This is a genomic window from Corynebacterium sp. MSK204 (assembly GCF_030229885.1).
In the GTDB taxonomy this organism is placed as follows: domain Bacteria; phylum Actinomycetota; class Actinomycetes; order Mycobacteriales; family Mycobacteriaceae; genus Corynebacterium.
Window position 1 is genome coordinate 17,824 of the sequence record NZ_JASPGQ010000015.1, and the last position, 18,383, is coordinate 36,206.

Annotated in this window: 19 protein-coding genes; 17 read left to right on the plus strand and 2 right to left on the minus strand. The window is 55.3% G+C overall.

Features of this window, described 5'->3' with window-relative positions; translation table 11 throughout:
• Positions 1 to 68: 68 nt before the first annotated feature.
• On the minus strand, positions 69 to 620 hold the full coding sequence (locus QP908_RS09635; protein ID WP_284772171.1) for a hypothetical protein: 552 nt from the start codon (positions 618 to 620) through the stop codon (positions 69 to 71).
• 94 nt (positions 621 to 714) lie between these two features.
• Positions 715 to 885: a hypothetical protein gene (locus tag QP908_RS09640; RefSeq protein WP_156794356.1), complete on the minus strand. Its 171-nt coding sequence runs from the start codon at positions 883 to 885 to the stop codon at positions 715 to 717.
• 191 nt (positions 886 to 1,076) lie between these two features.
• On the opposite strand from QP908_RS09640, the gene QP908_RS09645 reads away from it, so the two are divergent.
• From QP908_RS09645 to QP908_RS09725, 17 genes are all read left to right on the plus strand, one after another.
• Entirely contained in the window at positions 1,077 to 1,289 is a 213-nt protein-coding gene (locus QP908_RS09645; protein WP_168162316.1) for a helix-turn-helix domain-containing protein, read from the plus strand.
• Positions 1,290 to 1,677: 388 nt separating this feature from the next.
• Complete coding sequence (locus QP908_RS09650) at positions 1,678 to 2,820, plus strand: hypothetical protein (protein ID WP_284772172.1); 1,143 nt, start codon at positions 1,678 to 1,680, stop codon at positions 2,818 to 2,820.
• Between the two features lie 37 nt (positions 2,821 to 2,857).
• Positions 2,858 to 3,688, plus strand: a complete 831-nt coding sequence (locus tag QP908_RS09655; RefSeq protein WP_284772173.1) for a DUF8176 domain-containing protein — start codon at positions 2,858 to 2,860, stop codon at positions 3,686 to 3,688.
• 4 nt (positions 3,689 to 3,692) lie between these two features.
• Complete coding sequence (locus tag QP908_RS09660; protein ID WP_200441835.1) at positions 3,693 to 5,933, plus strand: cutinase family protein; 2,241 nt, start codon at positions 3,693 to 3,695, stop codon at positions 5,931 to 5,933.
• Positions 5,933 to 6,559: a DUF6668 family protein gene (locus tag QP908_RS09665; protein ID WP_200441834.1), complete on the plus strand. Its 627-nt coding sequence runs from the start codon at positions 5,933 to 5,935 to the stop codon at positions 6,557 to 6,559. The genes QP908_RS09660 and QP908_RS09665 overlap by 1 nt, the downstream gene beginning before the upstream one ends.
• A 16-nt stretch (positions 6,560 to 6,575) precedes the next feature.
• Positions 6,576 to 6,872 (plus strand): hypothetical protein, encoded by a 297-nt coding sequence (locus QP908_RS09670; protein WP_200441833.1) that lies wholly within the window; start codon positions 6,576 to 6,578, stop codon positions 6,870 to 6,872.
• Between the two features lie 25 nt (positions 6,873 to 6,897).
• Positions 6,898 to 7,164 (plus strand): hypothetical protein, encoded by a 267-nt coding sequence (locus tag QP908_RS09675; protein ID WP_237799995.1) that lies wholly within the window; start codon positions 6,898 to 6,900, stop codon positions 7,162 to 7,164.
• Between the two features lie 25 nt (positions 7,165 to 7,189).
• On the plus strand, positions 7,190 to 7,813 hold the full coding sequence (locus QP908_RS09680) for a DUF8175 domain-containg protein (RefSeq protein WP_200441832.1): 624 nt from the start codon (positions 7,190 to 7,192) through the stop codon (positions 7,811 to 7,813).
• Between the two features lie 26 nt (positions 7,814 to 7,839).
• A complete protein-coding gene (locus tag QP908_RS09685) occupies positions 7,840 to 8,667 on the plus strand; it encodes a DUF8175 domain-containg protein (RefSeq protein ID WP_070624155.1) in 828 nt (275 codons plus the stop codon).
• Complete coding sequence (locus QP908_RS09690; protein ID WP_083309034.1) at positions 8,655 to 10,481, plus strand: hypothetical protein; 1,827 nt, start codon at positions 8,655 to 8,657, stop codon at positions 10,479 to 10,481. The genes QP908_RS09685 and QP908_RS09690 overlap by 13 nt, the downstream gene beginning before the upstream one ends.
• Positions 10,482 to 10,487: 6 nt before the next feature.
• The gene (locus tag QP908_RS09695) at positions 10,488 to 11,972 is read left to right on the plus strand and encodes an SCO6880 family protein (protein WP_070624149.1); all 1,485 of its coding nucleotides are present in this window, start codon (positions 10,488 to 10,490) and stop codon (positions 11,970 to 11,972) included.
• 10 nt (positions 11,973 to 11,982) lie between these two features.
• On the plus strand, positions 11,983 to 12,837 hold the full coding sequence (locus QP908_RS09700) for a hypothetical protein (RefSeq protein ID WP_141752579.1): 855 nt from the start codon (positions 11,983 to 11,985) through the stop codon (positions 12,835 to 12,837).
• A 31-nt stretch (positions 12,838 to 12,868) separates the two neighbouring features.
• The gene (locus QP908_RS09705; protein WP_070624145.1) at positions 12,869 to 14,617 is read left to right on the plus strand and encodes an ATP/GTP-binding protein; all 1,749 of its coding nucleotides are present in this window, start codon (positions 12,869 to 12,871) and stop codon (positions 14,615 to 14,617) included.
• Positions 14,618 to 14,914 carry a hypothetical protein gene (locus QP908_RS09710; protein WP_070420736.1) on the plus strand — a complete coding sequence of 99 codons (297 nt, stop codon included), beginning with the start codon at positions 14,618 to 14,620 and terminating at the stop codon, positions 14,912 to 14,914.
• The gene (locus tag QP908_RS09715; protein ID WP_070624143.1) at positions 14,911 to 17,052 is read left to right on the plus strand and encodes a peptidoglycan DD-metalloendopeptidase family protein; all 2,142 of its coding nucleotides are present in this window, start codon (positions 14,911 to 14,913) and stop codon (positions 17,050 to 17,052) included. Before QP908_RS09710 ends, QP908_RS09715 begins: the two co-directional genes overlap by 4 nt.
• A gap of 17 nt (positions 17,053 to 17,069) precedes the next feature.
• Positions 17,070 to 17,636, plus strand: coding sequence for a hypothetical protein (locus QP908_RS09720; RefSeq protein WP_070624141.1), 567 nt, complete (start codon positions 17,070 to 17,072; stop codon positions 17,634 to 17,636).
• Positions 17,637 to 17,660: 24 nt separating this feature from the next.
• A complete protein-coding gene (locus QP908_RS09725) occupies positions 17,661 to 18,368 on the plus strand; it encodes a hypothetical protein (RefSeq protein ID WP_070624139.1) in 708 nt (235 codons plus the stop codon).
• Positions 18,369 to 18,383 lie beyond the last annotated feature (15 nt).

Here is an 18,383-nt window from a genome sequence, read left to right on the forward strand (position 1 = left end):
GTCAAGACTGTCACCGTCGCGGTAGGCAATAGCCGCCTCAATCGCGGCGATATTTGTCCAAACCGGATCTAGTTGAGCGTCATTGCGTGATTGACCTTCGCCTCGAAGGTGGGAAGAAGTGTCGAGTCCTGCTCGGTCGGGTACTCCTTGTTCTGATGGTCGCTGACTTGCAGTAGTGCCGTTGCCACCAGCAGCCACTTCGAGCTCTTCTCCGGCCACAGGCTCGCTGCTAGTTCGTTGAGTGCGTCGTTGTCGGGAAGGAGATTCCATTGAGTCATCCACAGATTCGGGGACGTAAGAACCTGCAGACTCGGCGGATTCATCTCGTCGTGGAGAAGATTGTCCTCGATTACTTCCTGGGTAAGCGGGTCGAGCCACTCGCTGCGGACTTCCTCGCTCGCCTGCTGGTCGGCCAGGTTGAGAAGCTGGCCCCGTGTTAGTGCGTCGACTGTCTGCTTGCCCGTCTTCTGCTTCCAACGGTCGGTGAGTGTCTGCAGATTCCTCGCGGAGGTCTGCTCCCACTGACTCATCATTGCTTCGTACGTCTCGGTCAACTCCGGCTCGCTCAGTTCGCGTCCTGCGTCCTGATAAGCCTGCTGGATTGTCGCTTTGTAGATCATTGGTGCTTTCTCCTAAGAGGTCGAAAAGGGAGATCTGATTGGGGTCTTCTTTCTTCTTCCTCGCCATGGCCCCGAATTCTATGGGGCTAAAAACCTAGTGCGCTAGACCTTTTTTAACCAGACAGCGTTCTCCAAGGTATCTGGCAAGACTCTCAGAAATGGCCTGAACGATCAGCGCATTCATCGTTGTATGCTGACAGATAGCCATATGATGCAGCTCTTCTTTGAGGTGTGCATCAATACGAAAGGTGACTTTGGTATCCATAAATGCCCTCCTAGCAGGGCTAAGTGTTACCTAGATAAAATGGTTCAAGAAAACCTCGACAAAGCCAGCTTTATGGCCCGAGGTAGAAACGAGAATAGACAAAAAGCGCAAAAGGCGCAATACGCGCAGAACGCGCAGAGTGTGCCAATCGCGTGATTGACGCCAGCTGGAGTGGATGTAATATGACCGACATGACTACAGGAGACGCTGAGCAGACCAACGAAGAAGTGTGGCTGACCTCGGGAGAAGCTGCAGAACTGCTTCCCAACGTCTCTCGACGTTCGGTGCAGGCGTGGGCTGCGTCCGGAAAAATTGACGGAGTTGTCCGCTTGCCGAGTGGTCGATACCGGATTCCAAAATCTTCCTTAGAAGAATTGCTCAACGGGATACCCCCGCAGGAGTAGCGAAAGCTGTAGCTTTCTTGCCAGTTAGGGCTGGTTAGACACCCCAGAATGTTCCATTCTGGGGTGTTTTTCTGTAAAAAGCGGCAAAATGCGGACATATCATCAACTAATAGGAATGTTAACACCCGCCCCGAAATGGGGGTATTGGCCCGTTTTATTGCTGTGAATTAAATTCGGGAATTCCGGTAAATAAAGGAGAAAGCCCCAGCGCATAAAGGGAAAGTAAACGCATGTGAAAACCTTGGGGGAAGTTAAAAGGCAAAAATAATAAACAATTGCTGTTGGAATGGCACAGGACTTGCGCCACAATGGGGTACGACGCAGAACGCGCAGAATGCGCAGAATGCGCAGAACGAGAAGATGAAACCCACATTGTAGAGAGGGACCAATGGTCAAGATTCGCACCGCTATTTCCACCAGTGCCGCCACGCTGGTCGCGCTTAGCGCTGTAACCGGCGTAGGTGCTGCCACCGCGCAGGCAGAAGAGGCATCTGAAGCTCAGCCGGGCACGGACACTAGTGCCGATGAGGCTCCAGCTGAGGAAGCAGAACAAGCCCAACCAGGCACAGAGGCTTCCGAGAACGCAGGTAGCGACGAGAGTGGCAATGAAGAATCGGCACCTGCTGCTAATGAGGCCCAGCCAGGAACAGATGTGAACGCCGAACTTCCTAATCAAGGCAACATTCCTTCTCAGCCAGCAAACAATGCGCAGCCGGGAACGGAGACCCCTGCAGAGGCCTCGCAGCAGGCTCAGCCAGGCACGGAGACTGAAACTCCTGCACCGAATCCGGTGGAATCTGACAACGGAGATACCACCAATAATTCCACCACCCCACAGTGGAGCGATGAAATCGTCTCCGAGCAGCCAGCCGTCCAGCCCGAGACCCCGAGCGAGCCGGTAGACAATACCCAGCAGCCCACCTATGAGCCTGCTGTACACACCACTGACTCCCAAAACTCCGAAGTGGAAACGGAGCCTGCCTACACCCCAGAGCCTGTTTCTGACGATGTAGAAAACGCCCCGCAGCATGAGGCTCCAGCTGAGGAAGTAGTCGCCAACACCAACCCACAGCCAGAGGAAGTGGAGACTGCCCAGCCTGCAGAACCTGTACAACCTGCCGTGGAAGAATCGGCACCTGCTGGTGAGGAAATTGCACAGCAGCCAGTGGCAGACCAGCCAGAGCAGCAGCCAACAGCGCCGGTAGAAACCAACGAGGTAGAAGGCGCTACGGCCACTGTGTCGGCTCCAGGAATCACGGTGACGGCACAGGGGCAGGCCCAGCCGTTTGACGGTGACGTCACTATCTCTACTGCGGCAGGCGAGAACACCATTGCCTTGCCGGCCAAGGAAGTCGCTTGGGCGCAGCAGGCCGGTCAAAACGCTGCTAAGGCGCTTCCAGAATACGGGCAGGAAAAACTCAATAACCTGCACAATGCAGTAATTGACGAGGTAGAGAATCTGCCTACCGAGCAGCAGGCTGAGTTGGGGGCTGTTTCTGCGGACGTAAATATCGACCACAAGACTGTCTAACCTGCTTGCGGCCTAAGCCGAGAAATGAGGAATACCCATGGATGATTGGCTTGACGCACTCGATAATCACGACAAACAAAACTCCGCGAAACCTGACCTTCGTGCCCTTGATAGCACCAAGGAAGAGGAAGGAAGTCGCGTAGACGATACGCAGACTGAAAAGACGCCGGAGGAAACAGCACCGGCTGTAGAAGAAAAACCTAAGCCTAAAGCAAAAACTAAGCCCGCAGCTGAAAAAGAACCTGCGGTTTCTCGCCCTGATTCTGTAGACAAAAGCGAGAAAAAGCCAGCCAAGGATAAGAAAAGTCGCGGCGTAGCCTTGCCTATCGCGCTTGGTGTGGGTGTGTTTGCCCTTGTAGGAGCTGGTGCTTTCGCTTTCCTTGCCCAGATGGGTGATTCTTCTGAGGACACTGCCTCGCAAGAGCACTCACAGCAGTCCTCGCCGGTAGCAGAAGAAGCTGACCAACAAGGCCCACAACCGGTGTCTGATACCTCCTCTGAGGTTGCGGAAGTCGGCACCCGCTGTAGCGGAAACAATGATGTGGACGTGTCGGCCGAAGACTCCCCGCGCGCAGCAATCGCGAAGTTTGAAAAGGCTTATTTTGACGCTGACGCCAACGGTGTCAAGGCGTCTTTGACCAAGGACAGCGATATGCAAAAGCAGAACTGGATGAAGATTCTGCCCAAGGCTGCTCCTAAAGGTACGACCTGGTGTCTGACTATGCAGCCGTCCGAGGGAGATACGACCTCTGTAGAGCTAGAGGTCAAGCAGCCCAAGGAAGAAAAGCCCACCTTGTACAAGCAAAAAGTAACCGCAAAGGAGGCCAACGGCTCGTGGGCTGTGGACTCCATTGGACGAGAGGACTAAAACGGTGACTCCGCTGAAACACGCTTTTTCTTACGCTGCCACCGCGTCCATAGTGGCCATGTTCGGCCTGTCAGTGCCTACCGCCATGGCCCAGACAGAGACCGATAAAAAAGATGTCTCCGATGATAAATGTGCCGACATTCAGCTCGTGCTTGTCAATGGCACTTTCGATACCTCCGCGCAGGAGGACTCTACTCACGACCATGGTTTCGGCTCGAAAATCGCTGGCCCTGCCATGCGCGAAGCCAACCCAAGCACTCCTAAAGACTTGTCGGGCGGTATTAGCCTAGAAGACGCCGAAGACTCATCTGATTCTTCGGCAGAGAGCACTTCTTCTGCTACTTCGACAAAGGCCACTGCCGAGGCGGTTACTAAAGACAATGCCCAGATGATTGCTGCAGACTCTAAGGATCTGTGGGGAGGCAGTGATAACTCCACTGGCGATAAGTCTGGCGATTCCAACGACTTGTGGGGCGGTGGAGACTCCCAAGAGCCTGCAGAAGATAAAAGCGACAATTCGGACTTGTGGGGAGATTCCGACAAGTCTAGCGACAAGTCGTCGGATTCTAACGATCAGTGGGGAAGTGGAGACAAGGACTCTTCCACTGACTCCGAGGGCGAAGATTCGTCTGACTCCCTGTGGGAGGACGCTCCAGAAAACAACACAGACGAGTGGAAGACTGAGGAAAAAGACGCGGTAGAAAAGGACGGCACGCGCATTGCACGTACGTACGTGACGTACCCTGCTGCGGCAGGCGGAGCAATCGTGCCGGGGCTGAAACCGTCTGCGCCAGTCGCCTACACCGAGTCGATGGAAAAAGGCGCGGAAAACACCGCCAAGGTGCTCAACGAGGTAGCCGCCAAGTGCCCTAACACTAAGGTTTTTCTTGCCGGTCATTCTCAAGGTGCGCAGGTAGCGTCTACCGTCGCACGCGAAATTGGCTCCGGCGAGTCGGACTTTCCAGCCGATAAAGTAGCAGGCGTTGCCCTCTTTTCTGACCCCACCCGCGATAAGGGAGTACAGGTCATGCAGGGCGGAGAGTCCACCCCAGCAGCAGTACCTGGTACTGACGGTGGACACACCAAGCAGGTAGGTGAGTTCAATTCCCCAGAGCAAGACAAACTCGATGGTGCAGGCATGGGCTTGGACAAGACTGGAGGGAAGGACTTCGGTGAACTCGCCGATCGCACCGCCTCGTGGTGCTCGGAAGGTGATCTAGTCTGCGACTTGCCTATCTCCGGTCGACTTTCGGATCTGGTGGTTGGCACCGCAGAGCGTCTTGACCTGCACGACCCAGAAGAATCCCTCAAGGCTGTAAGCGATACTCTTGGCCCGGCTGTTCAGCTAGGCGGCCTTGATGATGTGAAAGACGATGGAATCGACTTCGGAGACGGCGGCTTCAAAGTTGAATCTGTCAGCGATAACGAAGTGCCCGGCCTAGCCGCTTCGCCCTCGACGGGCAATGGTTCTTCTAGCGTAAGTGAAACCACGAGCGCTGCCCCGTCTACTTCGGCACAGGCCGAGACCTCTTCGCAGACATCGACGCCTGCGTCTACGGCGGAAGAAACAGAGCCGTCGACAAGCGCTAGCGCTAGTGAGACTGCTTCTGCTGGACAATCAGGAAATGCAGACCTTATCTCGACGATCTCCCGCGATGGAGCACGCAGTAAGTCCATGGAAGAAGCTCGCGGCCCTGTAGGCGGCGAACTAATCGGCGATCTGGGCAAATCCGCTGTTGCTGCGGTAAGCAAGCTCGGCGGCATGGCCCTGGGCAAGGGAATCACCATCGCCAAAAAGGCCATTACTGTCGAGAACCTGGCACAGGTGGCTTCAGCTGGAATCACCAACCCCAAGGCGGGACTGGCAGTAGCAGCCGCCAAGCTGGCTGACGCTGCACTAGAAGTACTAACCCCAGAAACGGTTACCGGCATGGCCGATGAAGTCTTTAAGGAAATTGATGTGCTGGGCATTACCGGTGACGGGCTTGCCGAAACAGCCGTGCAAGCCGCAGGACACGGAAACGCTCATAATTCCTATGGTTCTAGGCCAGCAACCGCAGACGGGCGTAGCGCTATCGACGCCACCGTGGACTGGGCCGTTGCTTCTAGCCGCGATGTAGCAGGAGACGAAGTACGTCCAGACGCTGTGCAGAACGCAGGGCTTGATAACTCCACCTACAGCGCAGACGAAGCCAAGGAAGCTCTCGACCAAGTCACCAACTTCAAAAAGGAGCTGATGGGCTAATGACCTCCCAAGACACGGCAGTAGCACAGCCGAAACCACTCAAGCGTGTGGCCCTTACCGGGCTAGGCAACGAACTCGCAGATACCCGGCTTGCTCCCGAAGGCGAGATGGATCCGCTTATCTGGCTCGTTGCCGCCCACGGCGGTGCAGGAGCAACTTACCTAGCGCACGCGCTCGCCCCATTCGGTGATGCCGGCCAGCAGTGGCCAGTCCACGACAAATACCCGTGGTGCGTCATTGTCGCGCGCACCACCCGTGCAGGACTAGAGGCAGCACACGACCTGGCACTACAGGATCAGTCCAATAAGACCGGAGGGTGCCGCGTCTTGGGAATCATCTTGGTTGCTGACGCTCCCGGAAAGCTACCACGCAGCCTAGAACAACGAATCACTGTGCTGGAAAAGACTGTCCCGACTATCTGGCGCGTGGACTACTTCGACGATTGGCGCGAGTCAACCGTCAGTGACCTGCCCCAGTGGTCGCCACTTGATGATGAACCCGAGGAGGAAGAACCCACCAAGTTCTGGCAAAAGAAAAAACCGTCCCCCAACCGCGTTCACAAATCGGTGCGAGACATCGGTGAAGACCTCGTAGACCGCGCCCGCGAAGCCAACAAACACCTCTAACCGAAAGGAAAAGACCATGTCCCTGACCCAAACCGCCGCCAATATCCACTCTCAAATCCTTGCCCAGGTTCCTGGCCAAGACCTAAACCCACAAGCCCCCGGCGACTTCGGCGAGAAAGTAGACCGCGGCCTCAACTTCGGCGTCTATATCGGCCTGGTCGTTGCCGTGGCTGGCGTGATTTCCATCGGCGCATCCATGGTTCTCTCCCGCCGCGAAGGAACCAGCGAAGAAGCCACCTCTGCCGCGCTACGTGTCGGCGTCGGCTGCTTGGTTATCGGCGGCGCCGGAACCATCGTCGCAGCACTCATTTAGCCCCCAGACGTAAGGAGAACCGCTCGTGATTATCGCCCAAGGCCCACCATCAACCCCACAAGATCTTCCACAAGAAGTGTGGGGAACTGGCTGGCAATGGCTCCAATACGCACTGTATGTATCGCTAGCCGTCTCCGTTATCGCAGTAATTGTTCTCGGCGCTCTTTTGGCCGCAGACAAAAACCGTGGCGAAGCAGTATCGGCAACGTCCCCCACAACTGCCGCACTGAAAATCGCCCTCGGCGTTCTTATCGCTAGCTCTGCTGCCACCATCGCGTCGTGGTTCGTCTAACTACTTAAACCTCCGAAAGGAAACCATGAACATCACCCGCCTCAGCGCAGCCGCAGCCATTGTCGCGGCCACGCTTGGACTAGCTGCCTGTGGCTCCGACGAGTCAGAGCAGCCCACCGAGGCGAGCGATCAGCCCACCGTTGACCTAGAAGCAGCACCCGAGAACGCTTCGTGGTCTTCGGTCGGGGGGATCGGTACGCCGGTGGATTCCAACGACGGGCCAGAAGAGACTAGTCCCGTACCGCACGGCTACTCCCACACCCCGCAAGGAGCGGTACAAGCAGCTATTAACGGCCAAGTCATGCTGGCTACGGCAGACGATCAAACATGGCCAGACGTTGCCTCTGACATGACCTCTCCCGGCCCAGGTCGTGATCAATGGGCACAAGGACGCTCGTTGATTTCAGTAAATGGAAATGTCGATAAGAAAGACGCCGCTGAATTCAAAGGCTTCAAAATCACTAACTACAACGACGACAAAGCACAAGTGCTACTTGCAGCTGACTATCCCGACGTCGGGCTCACGGTCTATCCCGTGCAACTTGTCTGGCAAGCAGACGATTGGAAGCTGGTTCTTCCCGACCAGGAAAACGCCCCTGACCTCCACAAGCTAGAAAGCCTCGACGGCTTTACCGAATACGCACAGTAAAAGCGCAAACAGCGGAAGAAGGCCACATGGAAATGAAGAACTCCCGAAAAATCTGGGCGATTGTCATTGCAATCATCGTCCTTGTCATCGCAATTGTTGCCGCATTTTTCATTGGGAAAGGTGCGAGCCAAGAGGGGGAGTCCCGGGAAGAATCTCAGGAAGTGAACAAAGATGACAACAGAGATTCCAGTGAGAAAAGCGAAGATGATTTGAGCGCTTCTGAATGGTCAGAAGATACCTCTGATGTGTTTGGTCGAAGCATAAAAACTCCAGCTTCTAAAGTCGGTAAGCCTCTCGGACAAGTTAAAAAACAGGACACGCTACAGTGCGACGTCGACTCCCCCGAGAAGCTGACTATTGAGCGCACCCATGACATGCAGACTCTATGGAGCGAAGACTTAGGCCCTGGTGGCGTTACTAAGGATGGAGTTCCAGAAAACTACGCGCACACAGCAGAGGCTGCGATGCTGGCTGCGTGGAACTCTAATGCGTACTTGTACCGAGGCGGCGATCTCGCGACTTCTGCTGTGAAAACGAACTTCACTGGAGACAATGCTGAGAAGCTGCGTGCAGAACTTGAAAAGTCCCCAGCAAATACTGATGAGAAAGCTACGCGCCGCGCAGCGCCGCAAGCATTCAAAATTACTAGCTGTGGTGACGATCGTGTAATTGGTGACCTGGCTCTCCCACTTCCAACCGATGAAAACGGCGATACGGATAACCCAACATGGATAGTTGTGCGCATGTCTGCTGTATGGGAAGCAGACGACTGGAAGACCGAGCTTGAATCGGTCAAACAGCCTGCTAATAAGCAGATTTCAAACCTAGATGGATGGTCTGAATGGAGCTTCTAAAAAAGCTTCCGATAGCTGCAATAGTTGCTTTAATCGTGACTCTGGCAGGCATAGCTCCTGCCAATGCACAAGAGGCTAAGGACGAATTCCAACAGCTAGTTGAAGATTGCCAAGCAGAATTAGATTACTCCCCCGAGGGGAGTATTGATCGAAAGATTGATGAGGCCCTTACCCCGGACGATTGGGAAGACACCCTTCTCGAAACGTTCGAAAAGTTTGACTGTAACTTCACGGAAGGCGTGAAGCACCCAGTGAAAGCCATTTCGGCAAGCGCTTCGGAGTTCTGGGGTGATCCAGTCGGTGACTTCACTAAGGCTGTTCTTGAGGGTAATAACCAAGCGCTCCAGACTGTCATGACGTTCTGGATGGATTGGCGCATGGACAAAAACATCATGGATGGCTCCGTCCAGGGCGTGAAAAACATTGTGCTTGGTATTGCAGGTATGGCGCTGATTTCGTCCCTGATTATCGGCGGCATGCATATGGCCTACGACCGAAGACAAGGCGTAGCAGACGGCCTAGAAAGTATGGGCAAGAACATTGGCGGATACTTACTGTTTTCAACGCTCATTGTGGGCTTGGGAACAGGAGCCATGGTTGCTTCTGATCAGCTTGCCGATTGGGTGATGAAACAGTTCGGCGCTAGTGATTCGGAGTCAGTCCTAGGAGCCTCTGAACTCAACGAGGAAATGGGCGGGCCAATTCTCATGCTGGCGCTTGCTGGTGTGGGAGTCGCGGGTTCAATCATGCAGATTGTTTCCTTAGCGGTGCGTACCTTGCTGTTTCCTATTGCGCTCGGCATTACACCTGCGTTGGCTGCCTTTTCTTACACCAACACGGGGCGTCAAGGTCTCAATCACGTGGTGTCTATGATGATTGCCTGCATTTTGTTTAAGCCGATTTCTGCTCTGCTGTACTGCGTGACTTTTTGGCAATCAGCCTCTGGCGGCGAAGACATGAAATCCGCAGTTATGACCGTACTTATGCTGGCTGCTGCCGGGTTCTCCGGCCCGACTTTGGTACGAACAATTGCTCCGTTTGTCTCGCAAGCAGGTGGAGGCGGAGCAGGCTCCGCGTTGGCAGGTGCTGCTGGTTTGGCTGGAGCAGCAGGCGGAGCCCTCGGCATGGCTGGAGGCGCGCTACTAGGCGGCGCTGGCGGCGCTATAGGTGGCGCAAAGGCTGGTGCTGCTGCGAAGAATGCGGTTCCAGGCGGCGGCTCTGGAGGGTCGGGAAGCAGTCCACTTGGCGGCGGCTCCGGTGGCAGTCCACTTGGCGGCGGCTCTGGAGGGTCGGGCGGCTCCGGAGGTTCCGGAGGTTCCGGAGGCTCTGGTGCTTCTGGCGGAGCAGGCCCGGCAAGTCGCGGCGATGCGGGAACTACTGCTTCTGGCTCTGGCCAAGGAGGCGGATCACGTCAAGGCGGCGGTGGCTCACATGCTGTATCCCCAGGTGGTTCGGGCTCTGGTGCTGCAAGCACCTCTGGCAGTGAGGGCGCGAGTGTCCGTCCGGCTAGCTCTGGCGCTACGGCTAGTGCTTCTGGTGCTGGCCCTAGCGGGGCTACCAGTCAAGGTACGGGCCGACGTACCACGATGAGCGGCACAGGCGCAGCACGCGGATCACGGGCTCGCAATATCGCCCGGGGCGCGGCCCAAGGCGCTGGCCGGGGTGTTAACAGAGGTGTGCGTACTGGTCGCGTATTAGCAGGACAAGGAGCTAGAGCAGGCCGATCGGCAGGGTCAGCAGCTCGCCAAATTCAAGGAATTCTCGATGAATCCATTGGTCAGCAGGGCAATTATCACGGAAACGTAAGGAGGTAAGAAACCATGGCAGACAGTGTAGATGTTCCCGTTTACGCACTCGGTCAGCCCAGCCGCCGTACTGGTATCGGTGGCTTTTCGATGAAGACCACCATTGTGCTAGGCGCTGGCTTTATTGGCTTTTTGGTGTGCCAGCTGGGAGGAATGCAAAAAATAGGCTTTATGGTGGTACTTCCCGTTACCGTCATTATTGCTTTGCTGGTGTCTTTGAACGTAGCTGGGCGCTCAGTTGCTCAGGTATCAGAGATGATTTTCCAGGATTGGCGACGCCGCGCACACGGCGACAACGTATATATTTCCGGCCCATCGTCGCGTTTAGCTGGAGGTCGTTACCGGCTTCCCGGTTCACTGGCGCGTACAGAGCTTCTGGAAGGAACAGACGCAGTGGGCCGCGATTTTGGTGTGGTCTTCGACCGTCACCGTCGCGAAGCTACCGTCTTATTCGATTGCCAGTTGTCGGGACAAACCGCTATGACTCAAGAAGAGCGCAACGATATGACAGCTAACTGGGGCCGGTGGTTGGCTGGACTGTCCTTGTCTGGTGATGTGGTCTCCACAGTCTTTGTGACGAACTCTCGCCCGGATACCGGAGAACTAGTGGCTAAGGAAGTCCAAGCTACAGTTCACGACGATGCCCCCGAGGTAGCAAAACGCATTATGCAGGAAGCTTCCGATGAACTGTCGGTAGGAATTCCGGAAACAGAAGCGCATATCGCAGTCACGCTCAAGGTCAGCGTGGCAGAAACCGATGATACGAGCTTCCTACAGCTTATCGGCACCCGTCTTCCCAGCTTGTATGAAGAACTGACTTGGTCGGGCATTCAAGCCGCACCTATGAGTGCAGAGGCGGTTTGCGCGCGGGCACATAAATTCTTTAACCCCGCTGCCGAGGGTGATTTTGAGGAAATCTCAGTAAGTGGCAAGGCTCATGAACTGGAATGGTTTGACGCAGGCCCAGCGTTTCATGATGTGCGGAAGAACGTCTATCGCCATGAGGGAGTGTCTTCCGTGACGTGGGAAATGGCCTCCGCGCCTCGTTCGACTTTTGAAGATACTTTGCTTGGCAACTTGATTGCTCCGCATGCACGCATTGATCGTAAGCGCGTTGCGCTGGTCTACCGACCGTATGAGGCTGGTACTGGTGCCTCGCGCGTGGAGGCAGAACACCGTGACGCCATGGTGGCAGCTAACTCTTCAAAAAAGATTCGTTCAGCTGCTGCCGAAATGCGCCTGGAGCACACCGAAGCAGCGCGTAGAGCACAAGCACGCGGTGCACAGTTGGGACGCTACAGCTTGTTTGTCACGGCCACGACAGAAGACGAAGAGCTTCTGGGCCGTATTCGCCACGACGTCAAACAGCTCGGTGCACAAGCTAACTTGCGACTGCGTGAGATGTCGCGCCAGCAAGACGCAGGGTTTATTACCTCCTGCGGACTGGGACAGATTCCGTGGACAAAGGAGTCCACCTCGGCACTGGCGGCACAAGGATAGGGGAAGTTAAGTGCTTTTCGGACTTTTTGGAAACAAAAACAAGACAGGTCGGACTCTTTCACGCTTAGTGAATGTGAAGCTTCATACCTCACGCGATAAGGCAGGCTTTTCTTTCGGTGCTGTTGTTCGCCAAACCCCGCGCGCGACGGCGACGGTGTGTTTCCAGGTAGAAAATCCCGATGAAATTGATTCTGGTCAGATCTGGGACTGGGAGCAGGCTATTTCCGAAGACGAGTCGGTTATTGCTACCTCATACACGGTCGACGCTACAGGCAGCTACATGGCGGTGACGTTCAAACAGCTAGATAAAGCCGAGCGCAAAGATTCTAATGAGGCGCTGACCCGTCTGGCTGCACAGCTGCCTGACTTCTATGAATTCGGTGAGGTGGTCTCGACCCCTATGACCGAAGAGCAAATTTATGAGCGCGTAGCTAGTGCCGTGGGCACAAAGACCGGTCAGTGGCCAGAACTGCCGGTGGACACGGTAAAAGAAACGACTGCAACTATCACCTTTGACGATATGGCAGCAGTCAGTTTCGACGTCATGGACGACGGCGACCTAGACGCCTTGTTGCGCGAATTGGTGCTAGAAGGCGAGCTTGCAGGCGTTGCGCGCTGGACACGCATTTTCAGGCCAGGATCGGAGGCAGAAGAAAACGATCTGGGACGTCACTCAGGAGTGCTCACTGTCGCAGCAGCAACCAGCGTGAGCCAGATTGAAGACGCGGCAGCAACACTTATCGGCCAACTATCAGCGGTTGAGCGTTTGCGGGTGCGCCGTATTTACGGGCGGCAAATGGCGGGCTTTCTCGCTGGTTTGGGAATTGGCGAGCTGGTTTGGGACGCAGAAAAAGTAACGGTTTAAGACAACGGACTTTAGGGAGCGGATTAAAGCAATGGGCACGCACGACGCAGAGATGATTACCCTGCATGAGCAGATTTTGGACGGGGAGAAAGAGACACCTTCGCGTTGGTCGAGTGAGGGCAGGCGTTACCGCAAGTGGAAAAAGACAAGCCAGAAGCACGCCGATGCTATTGAACGGCAGCGTCGGCGCGCTGGTGGAGCTATGCCGGTGCGCGGGGAAAAGCCGTTTACGATGATGAAACCGCGTGGCTTTACTGGACACCACGCAGGCTATATGGCCGTGCAAAATGGCCCGATGGAGTGGCAGACGACGACCAACCTAGGTTGCGGCTTCAACCCTAATGTTATTGGTGCCCCGGCACCGATTATCGGAACGCCACTAGGTCGCCATGTCACTACGGGTGCGGCAGTAGGCTGTGACCCCTTGTCATGGTTTCGAGAAGGAATTATCGCTAACCCTTCCTGCTTTATTCTCTCGCTCCCGTCGCTAGGAAAGTCCACGTTGGTGCGCAAAATGCTCATGGGAGGTGCCTCCAATGGGCAGATTACGATTGCCGCAGGCGATATTAAAGGCGAATACGTCGGCTTTACCCACCAAGTCCACGGCCAAGTCATTACCGTCGGCCACGGCTACGGCCACATTAATCCCCTCGACGTGGGCGCCCTCGGTCGTGTTATCCCACAGCTGGAAGCCAAGCGCGCAGAGCTAGCTGCCCGCGAGCAAGCAGGGGAGTCTGCCGAAGATGAAGAGATTTCCCTGCAAGGAATTGAAGACCTGCTCAACCGCGCAAAAGAGCAAGTCCATGGCCGTCAGGTCACGATGGTGACCACGCTGGTTAGCTTAGGTCGCGGTGGTGGCGTTCAAGACTATGAGTCCATGCTTATTTCCGCTGCACTGCGCGGGATGTATGAAGAAGAGCGCATTGACTGGGAAAACCCGCCAGTGCTCAAAGACCTGATCGCCTACATCGAGCGCGGCCCGCAATGGCTGCGCAAGCTCGGCAGAGCAGAGACTAACGAACAGTGGAATGCGCGCATTGACTCCTTGGTTCTCTCGCTTAATGCCCTGCTTGATGGTGCTACTGGCCGTATTTTTGACGGTCAGACTACTACTCCGATTGAGGTAGATTCTCCGGCTATTTGTATCGACGTCTCCGCTATTGATCGCGGTGATTCCGCTATGAAGGCAGCGGTCATGATGGCCTGCTGGGGTTCTGCTTTCGGCGCTATTGAGGCCTCGCACATGCTTGCCGATGCCGGCCTTGGCCCCCAGCGCTACTTCAATCTTTGCCTCGATGAGATGTGGCAGGTGCTCTCGTCAGCTCCGGGCATGGTCGGCCAGATTGACGCTTTGACCCGTCTGAACCGTACGGATGCTACTGCGCTGTTTATGATTACCCACACTTTCAAAGACCTAGAGGCTTTGCCGACGGAGGAAGACCGCAAGACAGCAATGGGCTTTATTGAGCGTGCTGGCATGGTTATCTGCGGCGGTCTTCCCACCAGTGAGCTAGATATTTTGTCTACGCAGTTGGAGTTTTCTCCTGCAGAAGCAGAAATGATTGTTTCGTGGTCTCGTGGTGCGCCGCCTGCACGCTCGCGTACACGTGGCGCGAGGGCAACCCCACCTGGCCGTGGACGATTCATGATTAAGCCAGCTAAAGACGGTTCACCGGGCATTCCGGTACAGACAATGCTGTTTCCGACTGAAGTTCAAGAGCAGCTGCACAATACGAACGCTCGCTTCGAGGACTTCTTCTTGGAAGGTGAGGGTGCATAGATGTCTGGCTTTGTAAGTCCTTTTGATGAGTCCACTAAGCGCCAGGCCATGGCGGAGTTTGAGGAAACGTGGAAAGAGTATTCCTCTGCCTCTGCAGCGGCAAAAGCAATCGCTAAAGACTGGGGCATGGGGCGTACGACGCTGACGGAATGGCTGCAGGAAGAAAATCTGTGGCCCTCGCCCACAGTTAAGCAAGTTCAGCACTTACAACGTGAAATCGCCCGCCTTAAAAAGCGCAATGAGCGCTTGCAAGAAGAAAATGCACGACTGCGACGACTAAGGAGTGAAGACGGATGAAGAAGGTTATCGGCATAGCCGTGGCTATCGTCTTGTTCCTCGTCCTTATCATCGTCGTTGTCTTAGACGGCGGGAACGAAGATGAAGTATGTGCCGAAGATGAAGGCGGATCGGGCTCAGGTGATGTTGTCGTTGATGGTGACTTTGCCTACCCGAGTGATAAAGAAGCCACCCAGGAAACCTCGCCCTATGGCCCCCGCGAGGGCGGTATGCACCTCGGTCAAGACATCGCAGGCCCGCGTGGAACTCCTATTTACGCTTTCGCAGATGGACGCGTTATCCAAGCCCAAGACTCTGGCGTGCAAGGATTCGGCGGCTGGGTTGTCGTGGAACACGACATCGACGGTAAGAAAATTCAAACCGTGTACGGTCACGAAGAACCTGGTCAGGTCAAGGTCAAGACCGGCGACAAAGTTACTAAGGGCCAGCACATTGCTGATATGGGCAGTGCCGGTCAGTCTTCTGGCCCCCACCTGCACTTCGAGGTTGTCGAAGGCGACCGAGCAGCAGGCGGTGAGCGCGTCGACCCTAAGCCATGGCTGGAAAAGGCCGAAGAAGGCAAAAAGGGCGGCGGAGATTCCGACAAGAAGGACAAAGACTCTAAAAAGAACTCGGACGGCGGAGGAAAAGTCCTTGTCGTAGGCGATTCCATCTCCAACGGTGCGCGCAGCCAAATCGAAAGCGCGATTCCAGGAGCCGAAGTCAGGGCCAAAGACTCCAAGCAATACGCAGCCGGTATGCAAGAAATCGACGACGGAGACCAATTCGACACTGTAGTCATGGCCCTAGGTACGAACGGCGAAGTGGGACAAGACCAGTTCGACGCGGCTAAAGACAAAATTGGTGACGCCAACTTGGTTCTTATGACCATCGCCGGTGTACCTCACGCCGACAGCTTTAATAACTCGGTGAAAAAGTCTGGGTATGACTACTTCGACTGGGCAGCAGAGGCGAATAAAGACCCCGGAATGCTTGTTGATGGAGTCCATCCCGGCCCATCTGGATCGAAGATCTTCGCTGACACTATGGCCGAGACCGTAGGCGGCGGAAGCAAGAAAAGCTCGGATAGTGGCAGCAAGAAGAGCAAGTCTAAAGGCAGCGGACAGCCCGCTGACGAAAAGGGCGGATTCGAGGGGCTTTCTGGCCGTCAGCTCGCCTTGGCGAAGCAGATCGTTGCAATTGGCGAGAGCATGCACGTCGATGAGAAAGGTCGACAGATTGCTGTAGCTACCGCTAAGCACGAGTCCCAGCTACAGGTCTACGCCAACGATGGAGTTATTACCCCAGAAGAACAAAGCGGTATGGCCGACGATGTGACGTCCGAAAAGCTCAAAAAGTCGCTGGATTTCCCGCACGATGCAGTAAGTAGTGACCACGGCTCTGTGGGCACCTTCCAGCAGCAGGTTGGTATTTGGGGTGATGTAGAAGAACTGATGAACCCAGCAGTTCAGGCGAAGAACTTCTATGAGCACCTCGAAGACGTCGATTACCAAGGAATGGAAGTAGGTGCAGCCGCAAGTACGGTTCAGGGAAACGATACGGGTACGGGCGTTTACCAGCAGGAAGCGGATATTGCGACCAAACTGGTAGATAAATATCGCGGTGCAGGCAAGGACTTGTCCGAGGAAGAAATTGAAGCCTTGGGCGAGGCCAACGTAGGTGACGGCTGTGATACCGAAGCCGGAAACGGCGATTCCAGCGATGATCCGGCACCGTCTGGCGAGCTTGGCGAGCGCATTGTCGCCGCAGCACGTAAAGAATTCGGTTATCCCTACGTATGGGGCGGTGGCGACGAAAACGGCCCGACGAAGGGACAAGACGGCGGAGAAGAAGGCTACGACTGCTCCGGACTTGTTCTCCGTGCGGTGGCTGTCGCTACCAAGGGCAAGGTCAAGCTACCTCACCAGACACAAGCACAAGCTAAAGACGAGCACCTGAAAAAGGTTGACTGGGAGGACAAGAAACCTGGCGACATCATTCTCATCGGCGGCGATGGAGCAGAACACCACGTTGCGATCTACTCCGGCAAGAAAGACGGAAAGGACAAATGGATCGAGGCTCAGACCTATGGCGTGGACTCCGGTGAATACGACGTACGCACCGATGAGCCACATCAAGCGTATCGAGTAAGCGAATAAGAAAAGGCAGGACAGCAATGAAAAAGACAGCTATCGCACTCGCCCTGGCCAGCACTGTAGCGCTCACGGCGTGCGGAAATGATGAGCCGGACGGAACGGATACCGGCATGGAAGACCCCACGGTAAGCCAGTGGGAGCAGCCCGAAGTGCGCGGCCCGCTTCAAGACACTGACCAAGAAGACGTGGACAAGGTAGCCCATGATGTTGTCAAGCAGATCTTCTCCTGGTCTCCAAAAGATGATCACACCATCGCCGATGCAGCCCGCAAGGCCGAGCCATTGATGGATGAAGACTTTGCCTACAACAACCGAAATTCCTGGTCAGGAATGTTCAAAGTGCCTGGAAAACAATGGGCCAGCTGGGTCGACGACAAGGCTACGGCCTCGGTAGAGCTCACCGAAGGACTCGAAGAGCGTCCCGAAGACACCGATATGGAAGCCCGACGCCAGTACTCGGTAGAAGTCACCGTCAAAGGTCACAAGCACGAACAGAAACTGCGCTATGACGTCTTCGCGCACTTTAACAACCTGGGGTGGTGGAGGCTAGACAACATCACCATTTCTCAGCCGCAGACCATGTCCTAAACAGATCCAACAAGGAGTAACACCATGAGCAAAGCCAGTGACAACGCCCGATTCGACGAAATTGAAAACCTTGTGACCTCGGAGGAATACAAGGACAAGCTCAAAGCAGCAGAAACTACCTCACAACTGCGCGAGGTTGGAGCAGAGGCCGGCGTCGATGTCGACGACCGCAGTGACATGGGCAAGTTCATACACAAGCTAAAAATCCTCGGCATTGACTACAAGGCCATGTCATCTGTTGAGCGGGAAGAGCGGCAAGCGCGCCAGCACGAGCGCGCCGAAGAACTCGCACAGAATGACTCCACCGGCCCTCGCCTAGACATTTGGACGGGCGCAATAGAAAGCGACAAGAGCGATAAAGGAGCCTTCGCCCTAGTTGACGAGACGGGAGAGGCTATCTGGTTTGGCAGCTTCTTTGACAACGACCCCATCTATACGCCGGGCGATATTGGCAGCGCCGAGCAATCAGCCGCAGAGAAGGCGGTGTACCTGGCTCGTCGCGTACAGGACGAAACGGGAGCCGAACTCATTGATCTGCATATCCACACTGAATATCCCGATCTTGATGAAGATGAACTGCGCCTTCGAGGCGTTGTCAAAGACTCGCAAGTCGCAGTGACCGTTGAGGTCGATCCGACAGATGAGCGCGCGTCCTCGGTAGCGCGTATGGGAGGGTTCCGTTCGCTGAAAAACGTTGACCTTGCAAGCCTTGTCGAGCTCGATGATGAATAACCGTCAAAGTGACGA

Coding starts and splice junctions, on each gene's coding strand:
- QP908_RS09635 (WP_284772171.1), bottom strand. CDS start 620: ATGATCTACAAAGCGACAATCCAGCAGGCTTATCAGGACGCAGGACGC.
- QP908_RS09640 (WP_156794356.1), bottom strand. CDS start 885: ATGGATACCAAAGTCACCTTTCGTATTGATGCACACCTCAAAGAAGAG.
- QP908_RS09645 (WP_168162316.1), top strand. CDS start 1,077: ATGACTACAGGAGACGCTGAGCAGACCAACGAAGAAGTGTGGCTGACC.
- QP908_RS09650 (WP_284772172.1), top strand. CDS start 1,678: ATGGTCAAGATTCGCACCGCTATTTCCACCAGTGCCGCCACGCTGGTC.
- QP908_RS09655 (WP_284772173.1), top strand. CDS start 2,858: ATGGATGATTGGCTTGACGCACTCGATAATCACGACAAACAAAACTCC.
- QP908_RS09665 (WP_200441834.1), top strand. CDS start 5,933: ATGACCTCCCAAGACACGGCAGTAGCACAGCCGAAACCACTCAAGCGT.
- QP908_RS09670 (WP_200441833.1), top strand. CDS start 6,576: ATGTCCCTGACCCAAACCGCCGCCAATATCCACTCTCAAATCCTTGCC.
- QP908_RS09680 (WP_200441832.1), top strand. CDS start 7,190: ATGAACATCACCCGCCTCAGCGCAGCCGCAGCCATTGTCGCGGCCACG.
- QP908_RS09685 (WP_070624155.1), top strand. CDS start 7,840: ATGGAAATGAAGAACTCCCGAAAAATCTGGGCGATTGTCATTGCAATC.
- QP908_RS09690 (WP_083309034.1), top strand. CDS start 8,655: ATGGAGCTTCTAAAAAAGCTTCCGATAGCTGCAATAGTTGCTTTAATC.
- QP908_RS09695 (WP_070624149.1), top strand. CDS start 10,488: ATGGCAGACAGTGTAGATGTTCCCGTTTACGCACTCGGTCAGCCCAGC.
- QP908_RS09705 (WP_070624145.1), top strand. CDS start 12,869: ATGGGCACGCACGACGCAGAGATGATTACCCTGCATGAGCAGATTTTG.
- QP908_RS09710 (WP_070420736.1), top strand. CDS start 14,618: ATGTCTGGCTTTGTAAGTCCTTTTGATGAGTCCACTAAGCGCCAGGCC.
- QP908_RS09715 (WP_070624143.1), top strand. CDS start 14,911: ATGAAGAAGGTTATCGGCATAGCCGTGGCTATCGTCTTGTTCCTCGTC.
- QP908_RS09720 (WP_070624141.1), top strand. CDS start 17,070: ATGAAAAAGACAGCTATCGCACTCGCCCTGGCCAGCACTGTAGCGCTC.
- QP908_RS09725 (WP_070624139.1), top strand. CDS start 17,661: ATGAGCAAAGCCAGTGACAACGCCCGATTCGACGAAATTGAAAACCTT.